The 18,088-nt window shown below is 66.1% G+C and carries 21 protein-coding genes; 10 read left to right on the top strand and 11 right to left on the bottom strand.

Translation table 11 applies throughout. The features are described from left to right. Positions 1-15: 15 nt before the first annotated feature. The 4 genes from C936_RS0109740 (at position 16) to C936_RS0109755 (ending at position 1,926) form a co-directional block, all read left to right on the top strand. Entirely contained in the window at positions 16-216 is a 201-nt protein-coding gene (locus C936_RS0109740; protein WP_018649450.1) for a hypothetical protein, read from the top strand. A gap of 115 nt (positions 217-331) precedes the next feature. After that, complete coding sequence (locus tag C936_RS0109745; RefSeq protein WP_231363262.1) at positions 332-952, top strand: VOC family protein; 621 nt, start codon at positions 332-334, stop codon at positions 950-952. A 40-nt stretch (positions 953-992) separates the two neighbouring features. Further along, positions 993-1,472 (top strand): VOC family protein, encoded by a 480-nt coding sequence (locus C936_RS0109750; RefSeq protein ID WP_018649452.1) that lies wholly within the window; start codon positions 993-995, stop codon positions 1,470-1,472. Position 1,473: 1 nt separating this feature from the next. After that, entirely contained in the window at positions 1,474-1,926 is a 453-nt protein-coding gene (locus C936_RS0109755) for an SRPBCC family protein (RefSeq protein ID WP_018649453.1), read from the top strand. On the opposite strand, the gene C936_RS0109760 is transcribed toward C936_RS0109755, so the two are convergent. The 4 genes from C936_RS0109760 to C936_RS15030 all read right to left on the bottom strand — a co-directional run bounded on the left by C936_RS0109760 (position 1,901) and on the right by C936_RS15030 (position 4,114). After that, complete coding sequence (locus C936_RS0109760; RefSeq protein ID WP_018649454.1) at positions 1,901-2,548, bottom strand: dienelactone hydrolase family protein; 648 nt, start codon at positions 2,546-2,548, stop codon at positions 1,901-1,903. The two genes, C936_RS0109755 and C936_RS0109760, sit on opposite strands and share 26 nt — an antisense overlap. Beyond that, a complete protein-coding gene (locus tag C936_RS0109765) occupies positions 2,535-3,188 on the bottom strand; it encodes a phosphoribosyltransferase (protein ID WP_018649455.1) in 654 nt (217 codons plus the stop codon). The genes C936_RS0109760 and C936_RS0109765 overlap by 14 nt, the downstream gene beginning before the upstream one ends. A 126-nt stretch (positions 3,189-3,314) precedes the next feature. Continuing rightward, positions 3,315-3,935 carry a phosphoribosyltransferase gene (locus C936_RS0109770; RefSeq protein ID WP_018649456.1) on the bottom strand — a complete coding sequence of 207 codons (621 nt, stop codon included), beginning with the start codon at positions 3,933-3,935 and terminating at the stop codon, positions 3,315-3,317. A 35-nt stretch (positions 3,936-3,970) separates the two neighbouring features. After that, the gene (locus C936_RS15030) at positions 3,971-4,114 is read right to left on the bottom strand and encodes a hypothetical protein (RefSeq protein WP_018137588.1); all 144 of its coding nucleotides are present in this window, start codon (positions 4,112-4,114) and stop codon (positions 3,971-3,973) included. A 102-nt stretch (positions 4,115-4,216) separates the two neighbouring features. Between C936_RS15030 and C936_RS0109780 the strand changes: the two genes are divergently transcribed. Further along, positions 4,217-4,765, top strand: a complete 549-nt coding sequence (locus C936_RS0109780; RefSeq protein ID WP_018137589.1) for a cyclin-dependent kinase inhibitor 3 family protein — start codon at positions 4,217-4,219, stop codon at positions 4,763-4,765. On the opposite strand, the gene C936_RS0109785 is transcribed toward C936_RS0109780, so the two are convergent. Next, positions 4,762-5,223: an SRPBCC family protein gene (locus tag C936_RS0109785; protein ID WP_018137590.1), complete on the bottom strand. Its 462-nt coding sequence runs from the start codon at positions 5,221-5,223 to the stop codon at positions 4,762-4,764. The genes C936_RS0109780 and C936_RS0109785 overlap by 4 nt on opposite strands. 114 nt (positions 5,224-5,337) lie before the next feature. Between C936_RS0109785 and C936_RS0109790 the strand changes: the two genes are divergently transcribed. Together C936_RS0109790 and C936_RS0109795 are read left to right on the top strand one after the other, a co-directional pair. Continuing rightward, positions 5,338-6,861 carry an NAD(P)H-dependent oxidoreductase gene (locus C936_RS0109790; protein ID WP_018649457.1) on the top strand — a complete coding sequence of 508 codons (1,524 nt, stop codon included), beginning with the start codon at positions 5,338-5,340 and terminating at the stop codon, positions 6,859-6,861. A gap of 103 nt (positions 6,862-6,964) precedes the next feature. Further along, positions 6,965-7,663, top strand: coding sequence for a transporter substrate-binding domain-containing protein (locus C936_RS0109795; RefSeq protein WP_018649458.1), 699 nt, complete (start codon positions 6,965-6,967; stop codon positions 7,661-7,663). Positions 7,664-7,682: 19 nt separating this feature from the next. Here C936_RS0109795 and C936_RS0109800 read toward each other — a convergent pair whose 3' ends face one another. Beyond that, positions 7,683-8,771, bottom strand: a complete 1,089-nt coding sequence (locus C936_RS0109800) for a lecithin--cholesterol acyltransferase (protein ID WP_018137593.1) — start codon at positions 8,769-8,771, stop codon at positions 7,683-7,685. 428 nt (positions 8,772-9,199) lie between these two features. Between C936_RS0109800 and C936_RS0109805 the strand changes: the two genes are divergently transcribed. Both C936_RS0109805 and C936_RS0109810 read left to right on the top strand, forming a co-directional pair. Beyond that, the gene (locus C936_RS0109805) at positions 9,200-9,904 is read left to right on the top strand and encodes a DUF4197 domain-containing protein (RefSeq protein WP_018139289.1); all 705 of its coding nucleotides are present in this window, start codon (positions 9,200-9,202) and stop codon (positions 9,902-9,904) included. A 332-nt stretch (positions 9,905-10,236) separates the two neighbouring features. After that, positions 10,237-10,632 carry a DUF4168 domain-containing protein gene (locus C936_RS0109810; protein ID WP_018174192.1) on the top strand — a complete coding sequence of 132 codons (396 nt, stop codon included), beginning with the start codon at positions 10,237-10,239 and terminating at the stop codon, positions 10,630-10,632. Positions 10,633-10,697: 65 nt separating this feature from the next. On the opposite strand, the gene C936_RS0109815 is transcribed toward C936_RS0109810, so the two are convergent. The 4 genes from C936_RS0109815 to C936_RS0109830 form a co-directional block, all read right to left on the bottom strand. Next, entirely contained in the window at positions 10,698-11,936 is a 1,239-nt protein-coding gene (locus tag C936_RS0109815; RefSeq protein ID WP_018174193.1) for a bifunctional diguanylate cyclase/phosphodiesterase, read from the bottom strand. 257 nt (positions 11,937-12,193) lie between these two features. Further along, on the bottom strand, positions 12,194-13,141 hold the full coding sequence (locus C936_RS0109820; RefSeq protein ID WP_018139292.1) for a hypothetical protein: 948 nt from the start codon (positions 13,139-13,141) through the stop codon (positions 12,194-12,196). Between the two features lie 19 nt (positions 13,142-13,160). Continuing rightward, a complete protein-coding gene (locus C936_RS0109825; RefSeq protein ID WP_018649459.1) occupies positions 13,161-14,303 on the bottom strand; it encodes a hypothetical protein in 1,143 nt (380 codons plus the stop codon). A gap of 221 nt (positions 14,304-14,524) precedes the next feature. Next, positions 14,525-15,832, bottom strand: coding sequence for a PAS domain-containing methyl-accepting chemotaxis protein (locus C936_RS0109830; RefSeq protein ID WP_018649460.1), 1,308 nt, complete (start codon positions 15,830-15,832; stop codon positions 14,525-14,527). A gap of 241 nt (positions 15,833-16,073) precedes the next feature. Between C936_RS0109830 and C936_RS0109835 the strand changes: the two genes are divergently transcribed. Then, the gene (locus C936_RS0109835; RefSeq protein WP_018139295.1) at positions 16,074-16,832 is read left to right on the top strand and encodes a hypothetical protein; all 759 of its coding nucleotides are present in this window, start codon (positions 16,074-16,076) and stop codon (positions 16,830-16,832) included. Positions 16,833-16,849: 17 nt separating this feature from the next. Here C936_RS0109835 and C936_RS0109840 read toward each other — a convergent pair whose 3' ends face one another. Next, the gene (locus tag C936_RS0109840) at positions 16,850-17,977 is read right to left on the bottom strand and encodes a flagellin (protein WP_018649461.1); all 1,128 of its coding nucleotides are present in this window, start codon (positions 17,975-17,977) and stop codon (positions 16,850-16,852) included. Positions 17,978-18,088: the final 111 nt, after the last annotated feature.

Here is an 18,088-nt window from a genome sequence, read left to right on the forward strand (position 1 = left end):
ACAATCCGACTGCAAATGGCCCCGGATCTGGAGCTGAACATGGAGCTGAACATGGAGCTGGACGTCGAGGGGGTCGACTGCGACAGCCGCGACTGGGACGTGCAGCAGCACAAGGCCGAGATCTACGCCGAGTTCGAGCGCCGGCTCAAGGCCGCGTTTCCCGAGGGCTTCAAGATCCATACCTTCGAGTTCGGCCTGGCCTGCAAGCCGCGCTAACGGGGCGGGAGGGCACGCACGTCAGTGTGTTCTCCCGAACCGAAGGTGGTCTTTGGGGGCACGCGAGTGCCGTGTTCCCCCTGACACCATGCACAAGAGCCGACTCGGAAACATCGTGATCGACTGCCGGACGGAGGATCTGGCCGCCGAGGCGCGTTTTTGGGCCAGCGCACTGGGCTATCCGATGCCCGAGGACTTCGATGCGGCCAGCGGCTTTATCCAGCTCGTCACGCCGCCCGGGGAAGTGCAGGTCATCATCCAGCGCGTGGATCACAATCCGCGCGCACACCTGGATATCGACTCCGACTCGGTCGAGGCGGAGGTCGCGCGTTTGCAGAGTCTGGGCGCAACCGTGGTGGCGCGCCATGCAGAGTGGGTGGTGATGCAGGCGCTGAGGGAGACACTGACTGAGTGGCGCATTCGCGCTCGAGTCGCTTTTGCGTGCGAACAAGGCGCGGTGACTGCCGTGCAGTCATTCTGCACAAGGGAGCCGCAACGCCGTGCGCATGCAAAAGCGGCCGAGCCCCTTCGGGGTTGGCACCCCAGGTTCCCCGATCCTGCGTTGCGCCGCTTGCGGGTAGAACCACTACCCGCTGCACGGCGCGCCTGGTCTCGGAAAACCTGGGGTACCAACGCGAATGCGCCACTCAGTCAGTGTCTCCCTAATGGGCATCGTTTTTGTGTCGGCAGTCCCTATCGGGGCGGCTTCGAGCAGGGAGCCAACACGTGGGAGTAAGGTCAGAGTAGTAGGCCCCGGCCCTTGCGGGAGATACGCGATGGCGACCATTCGGCACAAACTCGTTCCGCACCTGTGGTTCGAGCGTCAGGCCAGGGAGGCGGCCGAGTTCTACGCCTCGGTCTTCGAAAACTCGTGGGTCGAGAGCACGGTCACCCTGGAAGACACCCCGTCCGGTTCGGTGGAGGTCGTCACCTTCTTCGTGCTGGGGCAGGAGTTCCAGGCCATCAGTGCAGGTCCGCTGGTCCCGTTCAACGAGTCGATCTCGTTCATGGTCAAGTGCGATACGCAGCAGGAGATCGACTACTACTGGGACAAGCTGACGGCCGATGGCGGGCAGGAGGTGGAATGCGGCTGGTTGAGGGACAAGTTCGGCCTGTCCTGGCAGATCGTCCCCGCGGTGCTGGACGAGATGATGCAGCCCGGTGATCCCGCGGCGCTGGCCCGGATCACGCAGGCGTTCCTGAAGATGAAGAAGTTCGACATCGCGGCCCTGGTTCGAGCCTTTGAGGGTCGGTGAAATGGACGCCCGCGGGCCCAGCATGGCCGAGGTGCTGCACCTGACCGTATCCATCGCGCGCACTCCCGCAGATGTCTATGCCTTTGCCTCCGATCCGAGAAATCTCCCGTTATGGGCCGAGGGGCTCGCGCGTTCGGAGGTTCGACAGCAGGGGGATGCGTGGGTCGTGGAAGGGCCCGTTGGGAGGGTGACGGTACGGTTTGCGGCGCCCAACGATCTCGGTGTGATGGATCACGATGTCGAGCTCCCCTCGGGCGTGATCGTTCACAACCCCATGCGCGTCCTGCCGAACGGCGAGGGGAGCGAGCTGGTGTTCAGCCTTTTCCGGCAGCCGGGGATGTCCGACGAGCAGTTTGATTCGGACCGGTGCGCGGTGGAGAAGGACCTGGACCAATTGAAGGTGCTGCTGGAAGGAAACCCGGCCCTCCCTATTCGGGATTCAACCACCGGGTAAACCAGTCCGTGGCCAGATCGGCCGCTTGCTCCAGGGTGCCCGGTTCCTCGAACAGGTGAGTGGCGCCCGGGATGATCGCGAGCCTGCAGGTGGCCTGCATGCGGGACTGCGCCTGGCGGTTGAGCTCGATCACCATGGTGTCGTCGCCCCCGACAATCAGCAGGGTGGGTGACGCCACCCGCGGCAGGGCCTCGCCCGCCAGATCCGGGCGGCCGCCGCGGGAGACGACGGCGCGGATGGTATCGGGGGCCGCCGCGGCCGCCTGTAATGCCGCCGCCGCCCCGGTGCTGGCGCCAAACAGGCCCATCGGGAGCCCTGCGAGTCGGGGTTGCGAAGCGGCCCATTCGCAGGCCTGTACGAGCCGACGGGCCAGCAGCGGGATGTCGAACCGGTTCTCGTAGGTGCGATCCTCCGTCTCGGTCAGGAGGTCGAACATCAGCGTGGCGAGATCGGCCGCCTGCAGCACGTGGGCCACCTGGTGGTTGCGCGGGCTGAGGCGGCTGCTGCCGCTTCCATGCGCGAACACGACCAGCCCGGAGGGGGTCTCCGGCAGGCCGAGGATCCCCTGATGCGGACGCCCGTCCAGGGCGAGGGTCACATCGTGTTGCTCAGCGCGAGACATCGGATTTGCGCGAGCGGTGGGCGGTGGCCAGGAGGTCGATCACCTCGTCGTCCGAGGTCTGTTCGAAGGATTCGTAATAGGACCCGACCGAGCCCCGGTAGTACACCGGGCGGTCCAGGGTTACCACGTGGTTGACCTCGGTCTCGAGCAGCTCCGCCGTGTCGGCCGGGGCCACGGGGATCGCGACGACGATCTGGCTGGGGTGGCGTTGCCGGGCGTCGCGGATGGCTGCGCGCATGGTCAGGCCGGTGGCAATGCCATCATCGACGATGATCGCCAGTCTGCCGGCGACGTCCGGGGCGGGCGTGGTGCAGTACAGTTCGCGTCGTCGCCGGGCCTCGGCGCGTTCGCGGGCCTCGGCCCGCTCCAGCCATTCCGGGTCGATGCGTTCCTCCTCGCGGGGGTTGCAGACGCGCTCGCCGTGTTCCGGGACCGCGCAGATTGCGTATTCGGGGTGAAACGGGTGGCCGATCTTGCACGGGATCAGCAGATCCAGCGGCATATCCAGGTGCCGCGCGACCTCGGCCCCGAGCGGGACGCCGCCGCGCGGCAGGGCATACACCACGCCGGATTGACCGCGGAAGCGGTTTAGCGCTTGCGCCAGCCGCCGGCCGGCGTCGGTACGGTCCCGAAAACGCATGGGCCCTCCGGTCAGTACGCAGTTGAACTGTCCTGGAGTGTAGGCCCGAGAGGGCAGGAAAACGGGCGGGTCTGAGCAAAATAGGAGGCCTCGGCCGGTGCCCTTAAGCCCATAGCGGTGTTCGGCCTAGCGGATCTCGAGACTGTGGTAGCGAATCACGCGATCGAGTTCGCCGGGGTGCAGTTCCAGGCCGTAGTCCAGGCGCAGGCGTTCGATCAGTTCCACACGGTGGCTGGGCGGCGGGTCCATCTGCTGGATGAACTGGCCGACGTCCTCGACGACCGCCCAGGGATAGAGCAGCCAGTGCCACTCGCGGACGGTGTGGCTGCGGAAGTCCGCCGGACAGGTGGTCGTGGTCTTCTCGTGCAGCACGGCGGTACGCACGGCCCTGGGCTTGAAGGTCTCCAGATGCGGGCGTGCCGCGGCCAGGGTATCGCCGCTGTCGTTGACGTCGTCCACCAGCAGGACGCGCTCCCCGCGGACCTCGCCACTTAGCGGCACCGTCACGGCCGCGGCCTGTTTCTTGCGGGCGCCGGAGGTGTAGTGCTCCACCTTGAGGCTCAGCAGCTTGTGCACCTGCAGGAAGTCGCACAGGAATCGCGCCGGCATGAAGCCACCACGGGCAATGGCGACGATCGTGTCCGGCCGGAAGCCGCTGTCCAGGATCTGGCGGGCGAGGCGGTCCGCGGCGTCGACCACCGCGTCCACACTGATCAGTTGTACCGGCATCTTGCGGGCTTCAGACATCGCGGGCGCTCTCCATCGCGGCTTCAGCAAGGATGTTATCGGCCGGCCAGAAAGAGCAAGCGTGCGATGAAGGCGATGGTCAGGATGATCCATCCGATGGGATAGGGCAGTACGCCGGTAAAGAATGCGGCCAGGCTGGCGACCAGCAGGAGGCCCAGGATGAGTAACGGGGTGTCCATACCGGTAGGATTGGGAGATGCGGCGTTGGTTCGCAGAAAGGGCCCTTGCGGGCCCGAGATCGGAACGACTGGCCTTGGCGCCGGACGATTGAGAGAGGCTTGATGACTCAGACTAGCGACAATCCCGCCCGCTCCCTGGAGATCGGCACGGTGAGCCTGCCCGAAGGCGGAACGATCGGGATGACGCTTTGCCCCGGCAAGTGCGAGCCGGAGGCGCCCGGTGGTCAGCGGGACCTGGCGGCGGATCTGGCAGCGATCCGGGACTGGGGAGCGACGGCCTTGGTCACGCTGAACCAGGGGCATGAACTGGACAAGCTGGGTGTGCCCGAGCTGGGCAAGGCCGTGCGTGCGGCGGGGATGGCGTGGCTGCACCTGCCGATCGGTGACATGGCGGCGCCGGATCGCCCCTGGGAGCTGCGCTGGCGCGAAGTCGGCCCCGAGGTACACCGTCGGCTGCGTGCGGGCGAAGGGGTGATTTTTCACTGCGGTGGCGGGTTTGGCCGTGCAGGGACGATTGCGGCCTTGACGCTGATCGAACGGGGCCTCGCGCCGGAGGAGGCCATCGCAATGGTGCGCGGGGCGCGCCCCGGCGCGATCGAGAGCCCGGACCAGCAGCGTTATTTGTTGAGCCTGTCCGCTACCGGGGTCTAACGATCCGGGCGCGGACCCTCCTGATCGATGCCTTTTCCCGGTGACTTCTGCAGCTCCGCTTCCACGTTGTCGATGATCTCGCGGCTCAGGGTCTGGATCAGTGGTTTGGCCGCCTGGCGGACGGTCTCTTCGAGCAGCGGATTGTCGAGCTCGTACTCCAGACGCAGGTGGATCGTCGTGCCGTTTTGCGCGGGTGTCAGGTGATAGGTGCCGCGATTCTGCACGCCGGTCAGCGATTGCCAGGAAAAGCGCTCCGGTGGTTCCGTTTCTGTGATCTCGACATCGAAACTCAGGGGAATGCCGGCGATGCGGACGACCCATCGGTAGCGGGCCTCCCCGACGCGCGCTATCGTTTCGATGGCCTCGCTGTAATGGACGAACTCCTCGACCCGCGTAATCAGGGCGAATACATCGGGTTGGTCCGCGCGGATGTGTGCCTGGTGTTCGATCGTGGGCATGATCAGAGACGGGGTTCGGAGGACTTCGAGTATGCAGGGAGGCAACCCGGTATGCACCACGTGCCCTGTTCCGGGGCGTAGCGGTCGCAAGGCCCTTTCCGGGAGCCACCTCGCGTGAAGGTGCTCGTGATCCTGGGCCACCCGCGTACCGACAGCCTGTGCGGCGCGCTGGCCGAGGCCTACCGTGACGGGGCCCGATCCTCCGGGGCGGAAGTGCGCTCCCTGGAGCTGGCGAATCTCGAGTTCGACCCGCACGTTCACACGCCTTCGCCGAATCAGCAGCCGCTGGAAGACGATCTGGACGCGGCGCGCGAACTGGTCGCCTGGGCCGATCATCTCGTATTCGTCTTTCCCACCTGGTGGGGCACCATGCCAGCGCTGCTCAAGGGCTTTCTCGATCGCGTGATGACGCCCGAGTTTGCCTTTCGCAGCTGCGAGGGCGGCACCGGATACGAGGGGCTGCTGCAGGGACGCTCCGCACAGCTGATTACCACGATGGATACCCCGGTACTGATCCATCAGTTGTTGTATCGCCAGCCGGGGATCAACGCGATGGCGCGCGCGACCCTGGGCTTTTGCGGCATCCGCCCGGTGCGCTCGCTGATGCTGGGTTCGGTACGCGAGGCCGATGACCGCCAGCGCGAGGCGTGGCTCGAGCGCGCACGACAGGAAGGGCTGCGCCTGGAGCATGGCCGCGAGAGCCTGCGCGAACGGGCGGCCTTCAAGCTGGGGGGCTGGCTGCAGGCACTGCGCCTGCAGTTCTACCCGATGACCTTCGTGGCCTACACCGCAGGGGCCCTGGCGGCGGCCCCGGACGGCGGTGTGTCGCGCAATCCGGTTTTCTGGCTGGGTTATCTGTGCCTGTTCCTGCTCGAGGTGGCGACGGTCCTGGTCAATGAACGGGTAGATTTCGGCTCCGATCGCCAGAACCGTTTCTACAGCGCCTTTACCGGCGGCTCGCGGGTGCTGGTGGAGGGGCGGCTGTCCCTGCGCGAGATCAACGCCGGTACGTCGGTGGCACTGGGGGGCTTCGCGGCGGCGTTTGCCGCGCTGCTCGCGGTCGCGCCCGGCGATGCCGGTCCCATGCTGTGGGTAACGGGCGTGCTGGCGGTGCTCGCGATCGGGTATACGGCGCCGCCCCTGAAGCTCAGCTATCGCGGGCTCGGGGAGGTGGATGTCGCGCTGACCCACAGCCTGGGCGTGTTGCTGTGCGGGTACGTGTTCCTCGCGGGGGACTGGACGGACCCCTTGCCCTGGTGGCTGAGCCTGCCGTTGTTTCTGGCGATCATCCCGTCGATTACGCTGTCTGGTATCCCCGATCGCGAGGCGGACGCGGCTGTGGCCAAACGGACCCTGGCGGTGCGGCTGGGAAATGGTGGTGCGCTCGGTGTGGCGCTGGTGTTCACCGGTCTGGCGGCGGTTGCGGGAACGGCATTCCACCTGACCGGTTGGGCTCAGGGGGCCTATGCAGGCATTGCCTATTTCGTGGTGCCGCATGCGGCCTGGCTGATATGGATGTTGTGGCGCGAGCGTCAGCGCGGGGCACCGGGCGGGCGTATCGACGGCTTGATGGCGGTATCGCTAGCCTATGTGCTTTGGTTTGGTCTGGTGCCGCTGGTAAATCTTGCCGCGGCTTGAGTGACGGGATGCCGACCTCCGGCGGATTCGGGGCCCGGACGGCACGGTATGGAGGGACTGAGCGATGTTTGGACGGCTTTTAGCGGGTATTGCGGTCTTGGGCATGCTGTCGGTGCCGGCGGTGGCCGATCACCGCGAGGCCTTCCATATCGCGGGCGACCGGGACGAGGCGCCGTACGGGTACATCAATCGCGATGGGCGCTTCGCGGGCCACTATGTCCAGTTGATGCAGGAGGCCTTTGCCCACTTGTGGGTGCCACTGCGCCACGAGCCCTACGAATGGGAGGAGGCGCAGCGGCTGGTGAAGGAGGGCAAGGCCGACGCGATCATTACCACCATGACGCCGGAGCGCGAGGAGTATCTGATCGCGAGCGAGGTCGCCCTGGCGGAACCGGAATGGGTGGCCTTCGTGCGCGAGGACCACCCCGAGCGCGACGAATTGCTGGCCAAGGAACGGCTGGAGGACTTTACTGGATACCGCGTACTGGACTACGCCGGGAACGGCTGGGGCAAGGCCAACCTGGAGGGTCTGGACGTGCAGCGCGAGGGCACGCTGTCGGAGAATCTGCGACGTCTGGCGGCCGGCGAGGGGGACGTGCTGATCAACATGAGTGAGGTGACGGAACACACGATCCGGGAGTTGAAGCGGGCCTATCCCGACGAGGCGGATGCACTGGGTCGGCTGGCGGCCTCCTCGAACGTGCTGGACGTGACCTCGATGCATCTGCTGGTACGCAAGGACTCGCCGCATGCGCACCTGGTGCCACGCATCGACAAGGTCCTGCGGGAGCTGGGGATCTGACCCCTGCGCTGGAGAGACGTTAGTCCTGCGGGTCAATCGCGGGGACAGGCCGGTCCTCGTCCCGCCAGTCGAACAGGATATGCAGGATCGGTTCGACCGCGGGGGGGTATTCCGTCAGGGGGCCGGGAACCAGGAGACCGCGGTGCGAGGCCTCCAGGATCTCGGGTTCGGGGTGTCCCTCCAGTGACAGGGAATCGATCGGCACGACCCCGTCTCCCAGTCCTTCGCTGGTGTCCTCCCACCACTCTTCGATGCGCGCGGGCAAGTCCTCGATGCCGAACTGCTCGCTCAGGGATCGCAGGCTGGCCTCCATCGCCGGGGTCGGCTCGGGTACCACGCCGCCGATGATTCGCACGGGAATGTCCTCTGGCCAGGGGCGCTGATTCAGGTCCGCCAGAAACTCGCTGTCGGGCCGCAGATCGATCTTGGCCGCGCCCGTGCCGTCGCGAAGACCGGCGAAAAGCGAAAAGCGTTGCTCACGTATGTCGGCCAGCCATTCGCGCACCTCGAGCCAGACGCGCAGGCGTGCCCAGTCGGAGCCCTGGTTCGGGGTGGCGACCAGGATTACGCCGGCAATGGGTGGCCCTTCGACCCGCGGAGCCTCGTCGATGGGGTGTCGCCAGCGGGTGACAAAGTCGCGGATCACCAGGCCGCCCATGCTGTGGCCCACCAGGATCACGGGCTGTTCGGCCTCCAGCGTCTCCCAGTACTCGGCCAGGAGGTCGGCGCTGTGATCAATCGCCTGATCGTTCGGGTAGCGAAACTCCCAGCCATTGATGCCGGCCGTGTCGAGGGCGGACGCCAGCGTGTCCCAGATATCGCCGGGCTCGTCGAGCCCGTGCAGCATCACGACTTCGGGGCGGGTGCTGTCGTCGAATACCGTGGATCGCGGGACAAAGCCGCGAAGCTCGTCGGGTAGCTCCATGACCTCCGGAAACCACTCGTGCAGGCGGTCCTGGACCTCCACACGCAACTCGCGCTCCTGCTCCGGGTGCTGCTCCGTCCATGTGACCCAGGCGATGAACGCGAGTAGCGGCAAGCCGAACAGGACGGCGGCAGCGTACAGGCGCTTGCGGGCGGGTCTTTGGCGGCGCGGTCTGTGGGTCATATCACTCAAGGAAACACTGATTAATGTACACGCTCGCGCTCGAGTCGCTTTTGCGTGCGAACAAGGCGCGGTGACCGCCGTGCAGTCATTCTGCACAAGGGAGCCGCAACGCCGTGCGCGCGCCCGTTTTTGATAACAACGAGCGGCCGAGCCCCTTCGTTTATTGAGTTGTGGGGTTGGTACCCCAGGTTCCCCGATCCTGCGTTGCGCCGCTTGCGGGTAGTACCTCTACCCGCTGCACGATGCGCCTTGCCTCGGCAAACCTGGGGTACCAACGCGAGTGTGTCCATTAGTCAGTGTTTCCTTAACAATTGAGCATGCGCGGGTGGATCGCAAGCCTGGCGCGGTGCTGGATGTGACAAGCGGGGCACGGGGTATGCGAGGCGTGATGTGTATCATGCCCCGTATGATTCTGTCGGAGTGTCCGCATGCGTAATTCGCCGCTCTTGTTGTTGCTGTTTCTGCCGTTTTTTCTCTCGGCCTGTGCCGGACTGGATGTCCGCGACTTCGGTTTGAACGGCGAGGGGAGTGGTGGTGACCGGGCGGAAGAGGCGGTCCGCGAGGCCCTTCGAGTCGGCACCGAACGAACCGTGGAACGGACGGGGCAGGAAGACGGCTACTGGGGCAACCAGGCCATACGGATCGGTCTGCCGCAGGAGTTGCGGCAGGCCGGGGATGTGCTGCGCAGCGCTGGCATGGGCAGCCAGGTGGATGATCTCGAGCGGCGCATGAACCGGGCCGCCGAGGCGGCCGCACGGGAGGCGGCCCCGGTGTTTGTGAGTGCGATTCGGGGCATGCAGCCGTCCGACGTGCACGCGGTACTGCGCGGTGATGACGATGCCGCGACCCAGTACCTGCGCGGTGCGTCCGAGTCGGATCTGCGCGAGCGCTATGCGCCCGTGGTGCGCGAGCATATGGAGGGTGCCGGGGTGTACCGGGTGTACCAGCCGCTGCGCGATGCAGCCAGCCGTATCCCCGGCCTGGCCGATCTGGATGTGGACCTGGATCGCTATGTGACCGACCACGCACTGGATGGTCTGTTTACCATTCTGGCGGACGAGGAACGTCGCATTCGCGAGGATCCGGCCGCGCGCACGACGCAGCTCCTGCGGGAGTACTTCGGGTCAAGCTAACCCAGGCGCCGAGCACAAACGGCCGGGCCCCGTGGCATTGCGCCTCGGGGCTTTTTTGTGGGTGAAGGGCCTTGCCGGCGTTGAACGAGGCGGCCCCAGGGAGTGAGTCGGAGCGACACGGGTCGGGGCGATGCATGTGTCTGAATGACCCACCTCTGGATGTGATTGGGACCCGTCCGATCACTGCATTCAGGTGCGGAAACCGCCTGGCGGCGCGGCATGCGGCATTCAGGCCATGTTGGCACGGAGGCTGCATCGCTACGGGTCAGACCGCGCGTTCATTGCGACGGGCTAACGCAATCCAACCAATCTGAAGAAGCAGGAGGCGCAGAATGGGACACAAGACCGGTACAACTTATTCGATCGCCCTGGCTCTAGGGCTCGCATTGGGTGGTGCGGGCACGGTGGCAGCGGATGATCCGCATGTGTTCGAGCAGGAATGGACCGATGATCCCGAAATGTCCGCCGAGGACGTCAGTGAAAGCGATCTGGAAAGCTTTCTGGCGGCCGCGGATGCGGCCCAGGACATCCGCGCGGAATACGCAGATGACATCGCGGAAGCAGAAGGCGAGGGGGCCCAGGAGCTGCGCGACGAGGCCAACGACGAGATGGTCGCCGCAATCGAGGATGAAGGGCTGACCGTCAAGGAATACCAGGAGATTGCTTACCTGATCGACAACGACAGCGATCTTGGTGAGCAATTCGCCGAGGTGGCGGGGGACTCGTAGCCTCCACCAGCACTACGCCTGCTATCTCCCAGGACCCCGGTGGGCGAACCGCCCACCGGGGTTTTCTACGCCCGGGCGCCGCTCGGCGTCGGCGGGTGGTCCGGGTCAACCTCCTCGATCAGCAGAAGGGACGGAATTTCGTCCGCGGTCAGGGGCCGGGCGAAGTAAAACCCCTGGATGCGGTCGAACCCGAGTTCCTCGCTCAGGTCGATCTGGTCCCGGGTCTCGATGCCCTCGGCAACGGTCTTCAGCCCGAGCGATCCGGCCAGCAGTGCGATGCCTCGTGCGAGGTCTTCGGCCGAGGGGTCGTGGCCGAGGCTGGATACAAGCTGGCGGTCGAGCTTCAGCGTATCGATCGGAAACCGATTGAGATAGGCGAGGGACGAATACCCGGTGCCGAAGTCGTCGATGGCGAGCTGTACCCCCAGGTGCTTCAGCGCCTCGAGGGCGGGTTCGGCGTCCTCGAGCGCGAGCACGGTCTCGGTGAGTTCGATGGTCAGGAGTTCGGGTGGCAGGTGGTGGCGCTTGAGCGCGGATGCGACGTCGTACGCGAGTTCGGGGCGAATGAAGTCGCGGGCGGAGAGATTGATCGCGGTGTACCAGGGTTCGCGGCCATGGACCTGCGCAAGGGTCTTCCACTCCTCGGTCTGTCGGCAGGCCTCGGCGATCACCTGCGCGCCGATGTCGTGTATTAGCGAGGAGTCCTCCGCCACGTCGAGAAAGTCCGCCGGCGTCAGCTCGCCGTGCGCCGGGTGCTGCCAGCGGATCAGCGCCTCGACCCCGACGAATCGATGCTGGCGGATCGAGTAGATCGGCTGGTAGCGCAGAAAGAACTCGTTGTGTTTCAGGCCCCGGCGGATATCGAATTCCTGACGCATGCGCCGCAGTTCCTCGGTGACCGGATGCAGCGCGGGAATGACCAGCCAGGCCATCAATTGCCCGATCCCGACGAAGAAGGCGGTGCGCGTCAGCCAGCGTTCGGTCTCCTGTGCGGTGGCGGCGGCGACGTCCACATAGGTCAGGGGCCCGGCCAGTACGCCGGCCACCAGTGCCACGACGAGGGCGGCGCCGGGCCCAAAGCGCGCGGCGGCAAACAGGATGGGCACGTAGTAGAAGTGCGGCACGATGCTGTCGGCGCCACCCGCCAGGTACGGGATCAACCAGGAGAGCAGCAGGCCTGCGACGATGATCAGTGTCGCGGAGACAAAGGACATCCCGACCCAGGCGCGGAGCGTCGTTCGAGCCAGGTAGTCGGAATACCGGGTATTGCCTGCCAGGGGTTGAGCCGACTCGAACCTGGACATTGCGTGGCATCCTTTGGCCTTCCTGGCCGGCTTTGCACCCTGTTGCGGCAGGGCGGGTATGGCGGCGCGGTCACGGTCCTTTACCGGTTCGCGCCCGGGCCTTTACACGCAGCTATAAGTGGTTGTTCCGGGAGTGTAGTTCATATGCGCCGGAACGAGACGTCCGGGCTCATCAGTGATTGAGCCGGGTGCTTTTTTCGGGGCTTGAGGGAAACGGCGCAGGGCGGGAGGTCCTGCCCCGCGGCCGTCAGCGTGGCCTAGTCGCAGGCGGAACGCTCGGCGGGCAGGTTGCCGCGCACGCAGGCGCTGATCTCGGGTGGGCTCTCGTTGCTGCGCATACGTACGAAGAGGCCATCGATTTCGCCAGCGGCGTTGGTCGGGTAATGGTCGCCCATGTGCATGCCGGCCCCGTGCAGGACCCAGTAGTTGAGCATGTTCGCCTCGCCATGGGGCTGTTCCAGGTAGACCAGGGTGGCGCCGTGGGCCATCTCGGTCACGATCAGCCGCCGGATCCGCTCGCCGGCCTCGAATTCGACATAACCCAGCGCATGGCTGCTGACACTGCCGCCGCGCATGCCCTGCATCTCGGGTGCGTGATTGGTCTGGATCAGTCGGAAGCGACCGTGGGGCTGGCCGTCCCGCATCTCGCCGTCGAAGCGCATAACCATCTTCATGCTGCTGTCCATGGCGGAGGCGGCGTACAGCCGCCGCGCCTCCTCGATGCTGGAGACGGCCGCCGGCTCCATGGCCTGGTGGTTCTGGTACCAGGTCATCCAGAAACTGACGGGCCCGTTGTCGACCGTATCCGGGCAGGCGCCGTCGGCGTGCAGTTCGAAGCGGTCAAAGCCCAAGTCTACCGAGCCGCGTCCCTTGTTGGTGACCAGGGCGCGGGTAAAGATAACCTCGGACGGCGCTTCGAGGTTGGCCATGATGCGGTAGCGATCGTCCCAGGCGCACTGCGTGGCACTGCGACCCGGCAGGGCCTGACGGCTGATCTGCCGCGCCTCGCGCGATCCACGTTCGCTGCGATAGGCGTCCAGCAGCGCCCGGGTGCCGGGTTCCAGCAGGCCCGTGTCGACCGCCTGGATATTGCGGTCGAATTGGCGGTCGGCGCCCGGCGTGGCGTGGGCGAGCGAGGTCGTCAGGCCCAGGCTCAGGATCGCGCCCATGGCGAGCATGCGGGCAGGCGTCAGGTGGATTCGCATCAGTGGGTTCTCCGTGGGTTTATTGCCATTGCAGGTCCATGCGTTGCTGCATGCGGTGCCATTCGGCGGTGATGATGTCGCCCGCCACGCGATGGGCGGCGTCCATGCGCGGGCGTGCCTCGGGGTAGAGGAGCATCACGGCCTCGCTGGCGCGGGCGAAGTCGCGCCGGGTGCGGTAGTGCACCATGGTGTGTACCAGCAGGCTGTCGAGGTCGTTGAACGAACGGTCGGCGGACTGGCGGTAGCGCACCATGCGCTCCGGGGTCAGTTCGAGTTGACGGTGGGTTTGCGAGAGCCCGTCGAACAGGGCGAAGAACCCCATGCCCAGCTCGGCGCCCTGGCGCAGGGCGTTGTCGCCCAGCTGACGTTGCAGCAGCTCCCCGGCGCCGAACAGCCCGGCATCGTGGTCACGGGCCAGCAAGCCAAAGACGCTGGCGGCAGAGCCGGACGATGCGCTGCGGGGCTGGGCCAGTTCGCGCATCTGCTGGTCAAGCCGCTGGTGGCCGGCGTCCAGCAGGAGTTCCAGCGCCGGGGCGGTGTCGTGGTCCAGGGCTCCGAGTACGCTTCGGCGTTGGCCTTGCGGGAGGCGCTCCAGTTCGCGGAGTACCCCGGCGATGTCCCGCGAGCCGATCTGCAGGCGTTCCAGCTCGCCGCGCACGGCGGCCTCCGGGTCCTCCAGCACCTGCGCAAGCCGCCGGACCTGATGGCCGGCGTGTTCGCCCACCAGTCCACGGCTCCCCAGCTCGCCCAGGATGGCGGTGGCCTGCTCAAGGCCCCCGGCCGAGGTGCGGCCGGGTTCGGTGGCCGCGGCAAGGGCATGGCCGAAGTCCATCGCGGGTATGCCGGACGACCGGCTGGCCTGGTCGAGCATGCCGCCCAGACGATTCGACTGCTGCGCACCATAGGCCATCGCCGCCGTTTGCAGCAGGCGTCCGGCCAGCCCGGAGATGTCGCGCGAGGACTCGCCCAGTGCCTCGTCGACCCACCCGGCCAGCTCTCCGGAGGCGGTATAAGGCGAGAGGTAGAAGCCGGTGTTGTGCGGCAGGGGGGCGGGGGTGACCGCAGACAGAGCTTGTGCGGGCAGCAGCGCAGTCAGCCCGAACAGGCTGAGGCCGGCCAGGGGCCCGAGTCTCGCGAACAAGCCGAACATGCGCGCTGGCATGGGGCGTTTCCCTCCCTGTCGGGTGGTCGCAGCCATTCGGATCCGTTCCGGAATGTTTGCCGCCGATCGCTCGGGATCGCCACCCAAAGGAAAGACTAGGCGAGAGAACCCTCGCGGTCAATGAGGGAATGAGGGGGGGTGGCGGGGCTTCGATGGTCAGGAGCGGCCCGTTGCCCGGATGGATTTGCCTTCCGGGTGTGCGAGGCCTCTCGCAGGCCGGGTCATGTGCGCGGGATCGAGGAGACGGATTCGACGACGTGGCTGGCGCCTTCGCGAATCTCGGCCATGATCTGCTGTACCGACAGGACCTGTTGGCGCCCTTGCTCGGCCACCTGGTTCACGGTGTCGATGCGCTCTGCGATCGCCTGGGTGCTTTGCAGGTTGCCATGAATGACCTCGGCGATCTGACTGGTGGCGTCGCGGGTATCGGACGCGAGCTTGCGGACCTCCTGTGCTACCACGGCAAAGCCGCGCCCTTGCTCTCCGGCACGCGCGGCCTCGATAGCGGCATTGAGGGACAGCATCTTGGTGGTTTCCGCCACGCTGCGGATGGTCTCGATGATCGACTCGATACTGCGCGCCTCGGCATTGAGTCGATCGATCGCCGATTTGGTTTCGGCCACATGCTGGCGGATCTGTTCGGAGTTGGTCGCATTGGCCTCCAGCGAGGCCTCTCCGCGTTGCGCGCCATCCGCGGTTTTCTGGGCCATTTCGCAGGCGATGGCGGAGGCCTCCCGGGTGCGCTCGGCCATGTGCACGCTGGCGGTGATGTCCGTGGCGAACTTGATGACCTTCACGGTATGACCCTGGTCATCGAGAATCGGGTTGTAGGTGGCCTCCAGCCAGATCTCCTCGCCGGAGGACTTGAAACGGCGGAATTTGCCGCTCATGAAGCGCCCGCGGGCGAGGTCTTGCCAGAAATTCGGGTTCTCGCGGTAGAAGGCGTCGTCGCAGAACATCCGGTGGTGCTGGCCCTGAATGTGTTCGAGCGGGTAACCGACGGCCTGCAGGAAGTTGTCGTTGGCCTTGAGGATGGTGCCGTCCGGCGTGAACTCGATGACCGCCTGGGAGCGATCCAGCGCCTCGAATACGGCTGCCTGGTCGTGGAGCGTCTCCATCTTGCCGGTCACATTCGATGCGATCTTGACGACCTTGTACACGTCGCCCTGGGCATCGCGTACCGGAAAGTAGGTGGCTTCCAGCCAGATGGTCTCGCCAGCCCGCGTGACCCTGGGGAAGGTGCCGGCGTGGGACTCGCCCGTAGCCAGCTGCCGCCAGAATTGGCGGTATTCCGTGGAGCGAACGTAGTCCGGGTCGCAGAACATCCGGTGGTGCTGGCCGATCACATCCTCGCGGGGATGACCGACAGTCTCGAGGAAGTGCGAGTTGGCGTCGAGCACCGTACCGTTCGGCGCAAATTCGATATAGGCGACGGCCTCGCGGACGGCCGCGAGTATCGCCGTAGCGTCGTCGCTGGAAACCGCAAGGGGCGCCCCCTGGGTGGGGAACCGGGTGGCATTTGCACACATGGGTACGTCCTGAGCGGTTGATTGATGATGCCCTATTGAACTTCATGTACACACATTGTACAAGAACTATACACAAAGGGTTTTCGAGGGTGCAGAAATGGAAAAGAAGAACAAGACGACATTGCCGGTGTTGCGAGCGAGCGCATGGGTAGTGCCGCTTCTGGTGGTGTCTGTACTGCTGTTGGCGGGTTGTGCCGCTACTTTCCCGGAGCCCGATGAGGGCCGGGCTTTCGCCGACGGAATGACGGCCCAGGAACTGTTCGACCGGACCATGGCCGCGCACGGAGGGGATCTTCGCGAGTACGACGGGGACCTGAACCAGGCTACGGACGGCGAGTGGGGGCGAATGGTTCAGCGTGTGCAGCCGCTGGTGGCGGATGGTGGCTACCGTGGCCAGGGCGAGGAGCGCTACCGCCCGGCGGACGAGTTGTACGCAGTCCATTACACGGGGCCGGAGGGCACCAAGACGGTGATCCGCCAGCGTGACGAGATTCGCGTGTACTACGACGGCGAGCGGAGCGAGGACGAGGACCGGATTCGTGCCACCGCGATGACGACCGATGCCGGCAAGCTGTTCCACTACGGACCGACCTTCGTGAAACACCGCGCGACCTCAATGACGCGGCTGGCGGATCGCCGCGAGGGCGGCGTGGACTACCGTCGCGTGCTGGCGACCATCCAGCCGGGCTTTGGCAAGGCGGACGAGGATCAGGTGGTGATGTGGATCCACCCCGAAACCGATCGGCTCTATCGGGTGCATATCACCCTGACCGGCTTCGAGCCGACCCGGAATGCCCATGTCGATACGACCTTCCTGGAGTACGAGGAGGTCGGCCCGTATACGCTGCCATCGCGTTTCGAAGAACGCGTGCTTGGGCCGATTCGGCTGTTCGTTCACGAATGGTGGGTGACCAGTCGTGACCAGGACCGTGGCTGGACCGATGACGATGTCCGGGGGCCGGAGTTCTCTGGCGCGGCGGCCCGACCCGCAGGGGAGTAGGCGCGCCGGCCCCCTGATTACTGGAGCAGCCGCAGGAAGGTCTGGGGTAGCGCGTTGGCCTGAACGAGCACGGCGAGCCCGGCCTGTTGCAGGATCTGGGCGCGCACCAGGCGGCTGACCTCGGCCGCGTAATCGGCGTCCAGAATGCGGCTGCGGGCCGCCGCCAGGTTGTCGCTGGTGATGCCCAGGTTGGTGATGGTCGACTCGAAGCGGTTCTGGATGGCCCCGAACTGGCTGCGCCGCGCGTTGACCGCATCCAGCGCGGCATCCACACGTGACAGGGCGTCGCTGGCCCCCTGGCGCGAGGTCAGGTCGATATCGTTCAGGCTCCCCCCGGGCTCGGTGGTGGCCGGCAGCCCGAGCGTGGCGAGGGCGGTCTCCCCCGAGATCGTCAGGGTCTCGCGGGCGATCAGGTTGAGCCGGCCGTCGTCGGTCAGGATCGCGCGGCCGGTTGATCCGAGGGCGCGGTCGATCGCGGTCGCCAGTTCCTGGGGGGAGCGATAGGGTCCCGCAGGGATCTCCACCGGGTCGCGCTCGCCCACACGGATGGAGAAATCCTGATCCACCTCCAGCGGATTGCCGGCGAAGGCGGCCTCCAGTTCGCCGGACCAGGCACTGGCAATGTCGCCCACGAAGCGGTTGCGCATGCTGTTGCCGAGGTCGATGGCGAGGGTCTGCCCGGCGTTGGCGCCGATCTGGAAGAACGCGGTGCCCATGGACCCGTCCAGCAGCGAACGGCCGTTAAAGGTTGTCTGGGTCGCGATGCGGTCGTTCTCGGCCAGGAGCTGGCGAACCTCGCGGTCGATGGCGCCGCGGTCCGAGGCCGACAGGGTGGCATTGGCCGCCTGTATCGCCAGCTCGCGGATACGTTGCAGGTTGCCGGTCATGGAGCCCAGGGCGCCCTCGGCGGTCTGGGCCAGCGAGATGCCGTCCTGCGCGTTGCGCATGGCCTGGTTCAGGCCGCGGATCTGGGTTGTGAAGCGTTCGGAGATGGCCAGCCCGGCGGCGTCGTCGCGCGCCGAGTTGATGCGCTGGCCTGAAGACAGGCGCTGGAAGGCCGTCTGCAGGGCGGCCTGCGACTGGCGCAGGTGGCGCTGGGCATTGAGCGACAGGAGGTTGGTGGCAACACTCAACACCTGGGCCATGTTGTCGGGTCTCGCACGCCACAAGGGCGATCCGGCGAAGGGCCGGATTCCGCAGCCGGAATTTCCCGTCTACATTCGCTTAACGGCGGGGTTTGAGGAAACTTTAGGCTT

This window comes from Thioalkalivibrio sp. ALJ4 (assembly GCF_000377225.1).
Lineage (GTDB): Bacteria > Pseudomonadota > Gammaproteobacteria > Ectothiorhodospirales > Ectothiorhodospiraceae > Thioalkalivibrio.

What these genes read in the sequence shown, in the direction of transcription:
- C936_RS0109795 (WP_018649458.1), top strand. Translation starts at nt 6,965, where the DNA reads ATGCTGTCGGTGCCGGCGGTGGCCGATCACCGCGAGGCCTTCCATATC.
- C936_RS0109740 (WP_018649450.1), top strand. Translation starts at nt 16, where the DNA reads ATGGCCCCGGATCTGGAGCTGAACATGGAGCTGAACATGGAGCTGGAC.
- C936_RS0109760 (WP_018649454.1), bottom strand. Translation starts at nt 2,548, where the DNA reads ATGTCTCGCGCTGAGCAACACGATGTGACCCTCGCCCTGGACGGGCGT.
- C936_RS0109800 (WP_018137593.1), bottom strand. Translation starts at nt 8,771, where the DNA reads ATGACCCACAGACCGCGCCGCCAAAGACCCGCCCGCAAGCGCCTGTAC.
- C936_RS0109780 (WP_018137589.1), top strand. Translation starts at nt 4,217, where the DNA reads ATGACTCAGACTAGCGACAATCCCGCCCGCTCCCTGGAGATCGGCACG.
- C936_RS0109830 (WP_018649460.1), bottom strand. Translation starts at nt 15,832, where the DNA reads ATGTGTGCAAATGCCACCCGGTTCCCCACCCAGGGGGCGCCCCTTGCG.
- C936_RS0109820 (WP_018139292.1), bottom strand. Translation starts at nt 13,141, where the DNA reads ATGCGAATCCACCTGACGCCTGCCCGCATGCTCGCCATGGGCGCGATC.
- C936_RS0109770 (WP_018649456.1), bottom strand. Translation starts at nt 3,935, where the DNA reads ATGTCTGAAGCCCGCAAGATGCCGGTACAACTGATCAGTGTGGACGCG.
- C936_RS15030 (WP_018137588.1), bottom strand. Translation starts at nt 4,114, where the DNA reads ATGGACACCCCGTTACTCATCCTGGGCCTCCTGCTGGTCGCCAGCCTG.
- C936_RS0109765 (WP_018649455.1), bottom strand. Translation starts at nt 3,188, where the DNA reads ATGCGTTTTCGGGACCGTACCGACGCCGGCCGGCGGCTGGCGCAAGCG.
- C936_RS0109750 (WP_018649452.1), top strand. Translation starts at nt 993, where the DNA reads ATGGCGACCATTCGGCACAAACTCGTTCCGCACCTGTGGTTCGAGCGT.
- C936_RS0109815 (WP_018174193.1), bottom strand. Translation starts at nt 11,936, where the DNA reads ATGTCCAGGTTCGAGTCGGCTCAACCCCTGGCAGGCAATACCCGGTAT.
- C936_RS0109825 (WP_018649459.1), bottom strand. Translation starts at nt 14,303, where the DNA reads ATGCCAGCGCGCATGTTCGGCTTGTTCGCGAGACTCGGGCCCCTGGCC.
- C936_RS0109805 (WP_018139289.1), top strand. Translation starts at nt 9,200, where the DNA reads ATGCGTAATTCGCCGCTCTTGTTGTTGCTGTTTCTGCCGTTTTTTCTC.
- C936_RS0109785 (WP_018137590.1), bottom strand. Translation starts at nt 5,223, where the DNA reads ATGCCCACGATCGAACACCAGGCACACATCCGCGCGGACCAACCCGAT.
- C936_RS0109755 (WP_018649453.1), top strand. Translation starts at nt 1,474, where the DNA reads ATGGACGCCCGCGGGCCCAGCATGGCCGAGGTGCTGCACCTGACCGTA.
- C936_RS0109810 (WP_018174192.1), top strand. Translation starts at nt 10,237, where the DNA reads ATGGGACACAAGACCGGTACAACTTATTCGATCGCCCTGGCTCTAGGG.
- C936_RS0109835 (WP_018139295.1), top strand. Translation starts at nt 16,074, where the DNA reads ATGACGGCCCAGGAACTGTTCGACCGGACCATGGCCGCGCACGGAGGG.
- C936_RS0109840 (WP_018649461.1), bottom strand. Translation starts at nt 17,977, where the DNA reads ATGGCCCAGGTGTTGAGTGTTGCCACCAACCTCCTGTCGCTCAATGCC.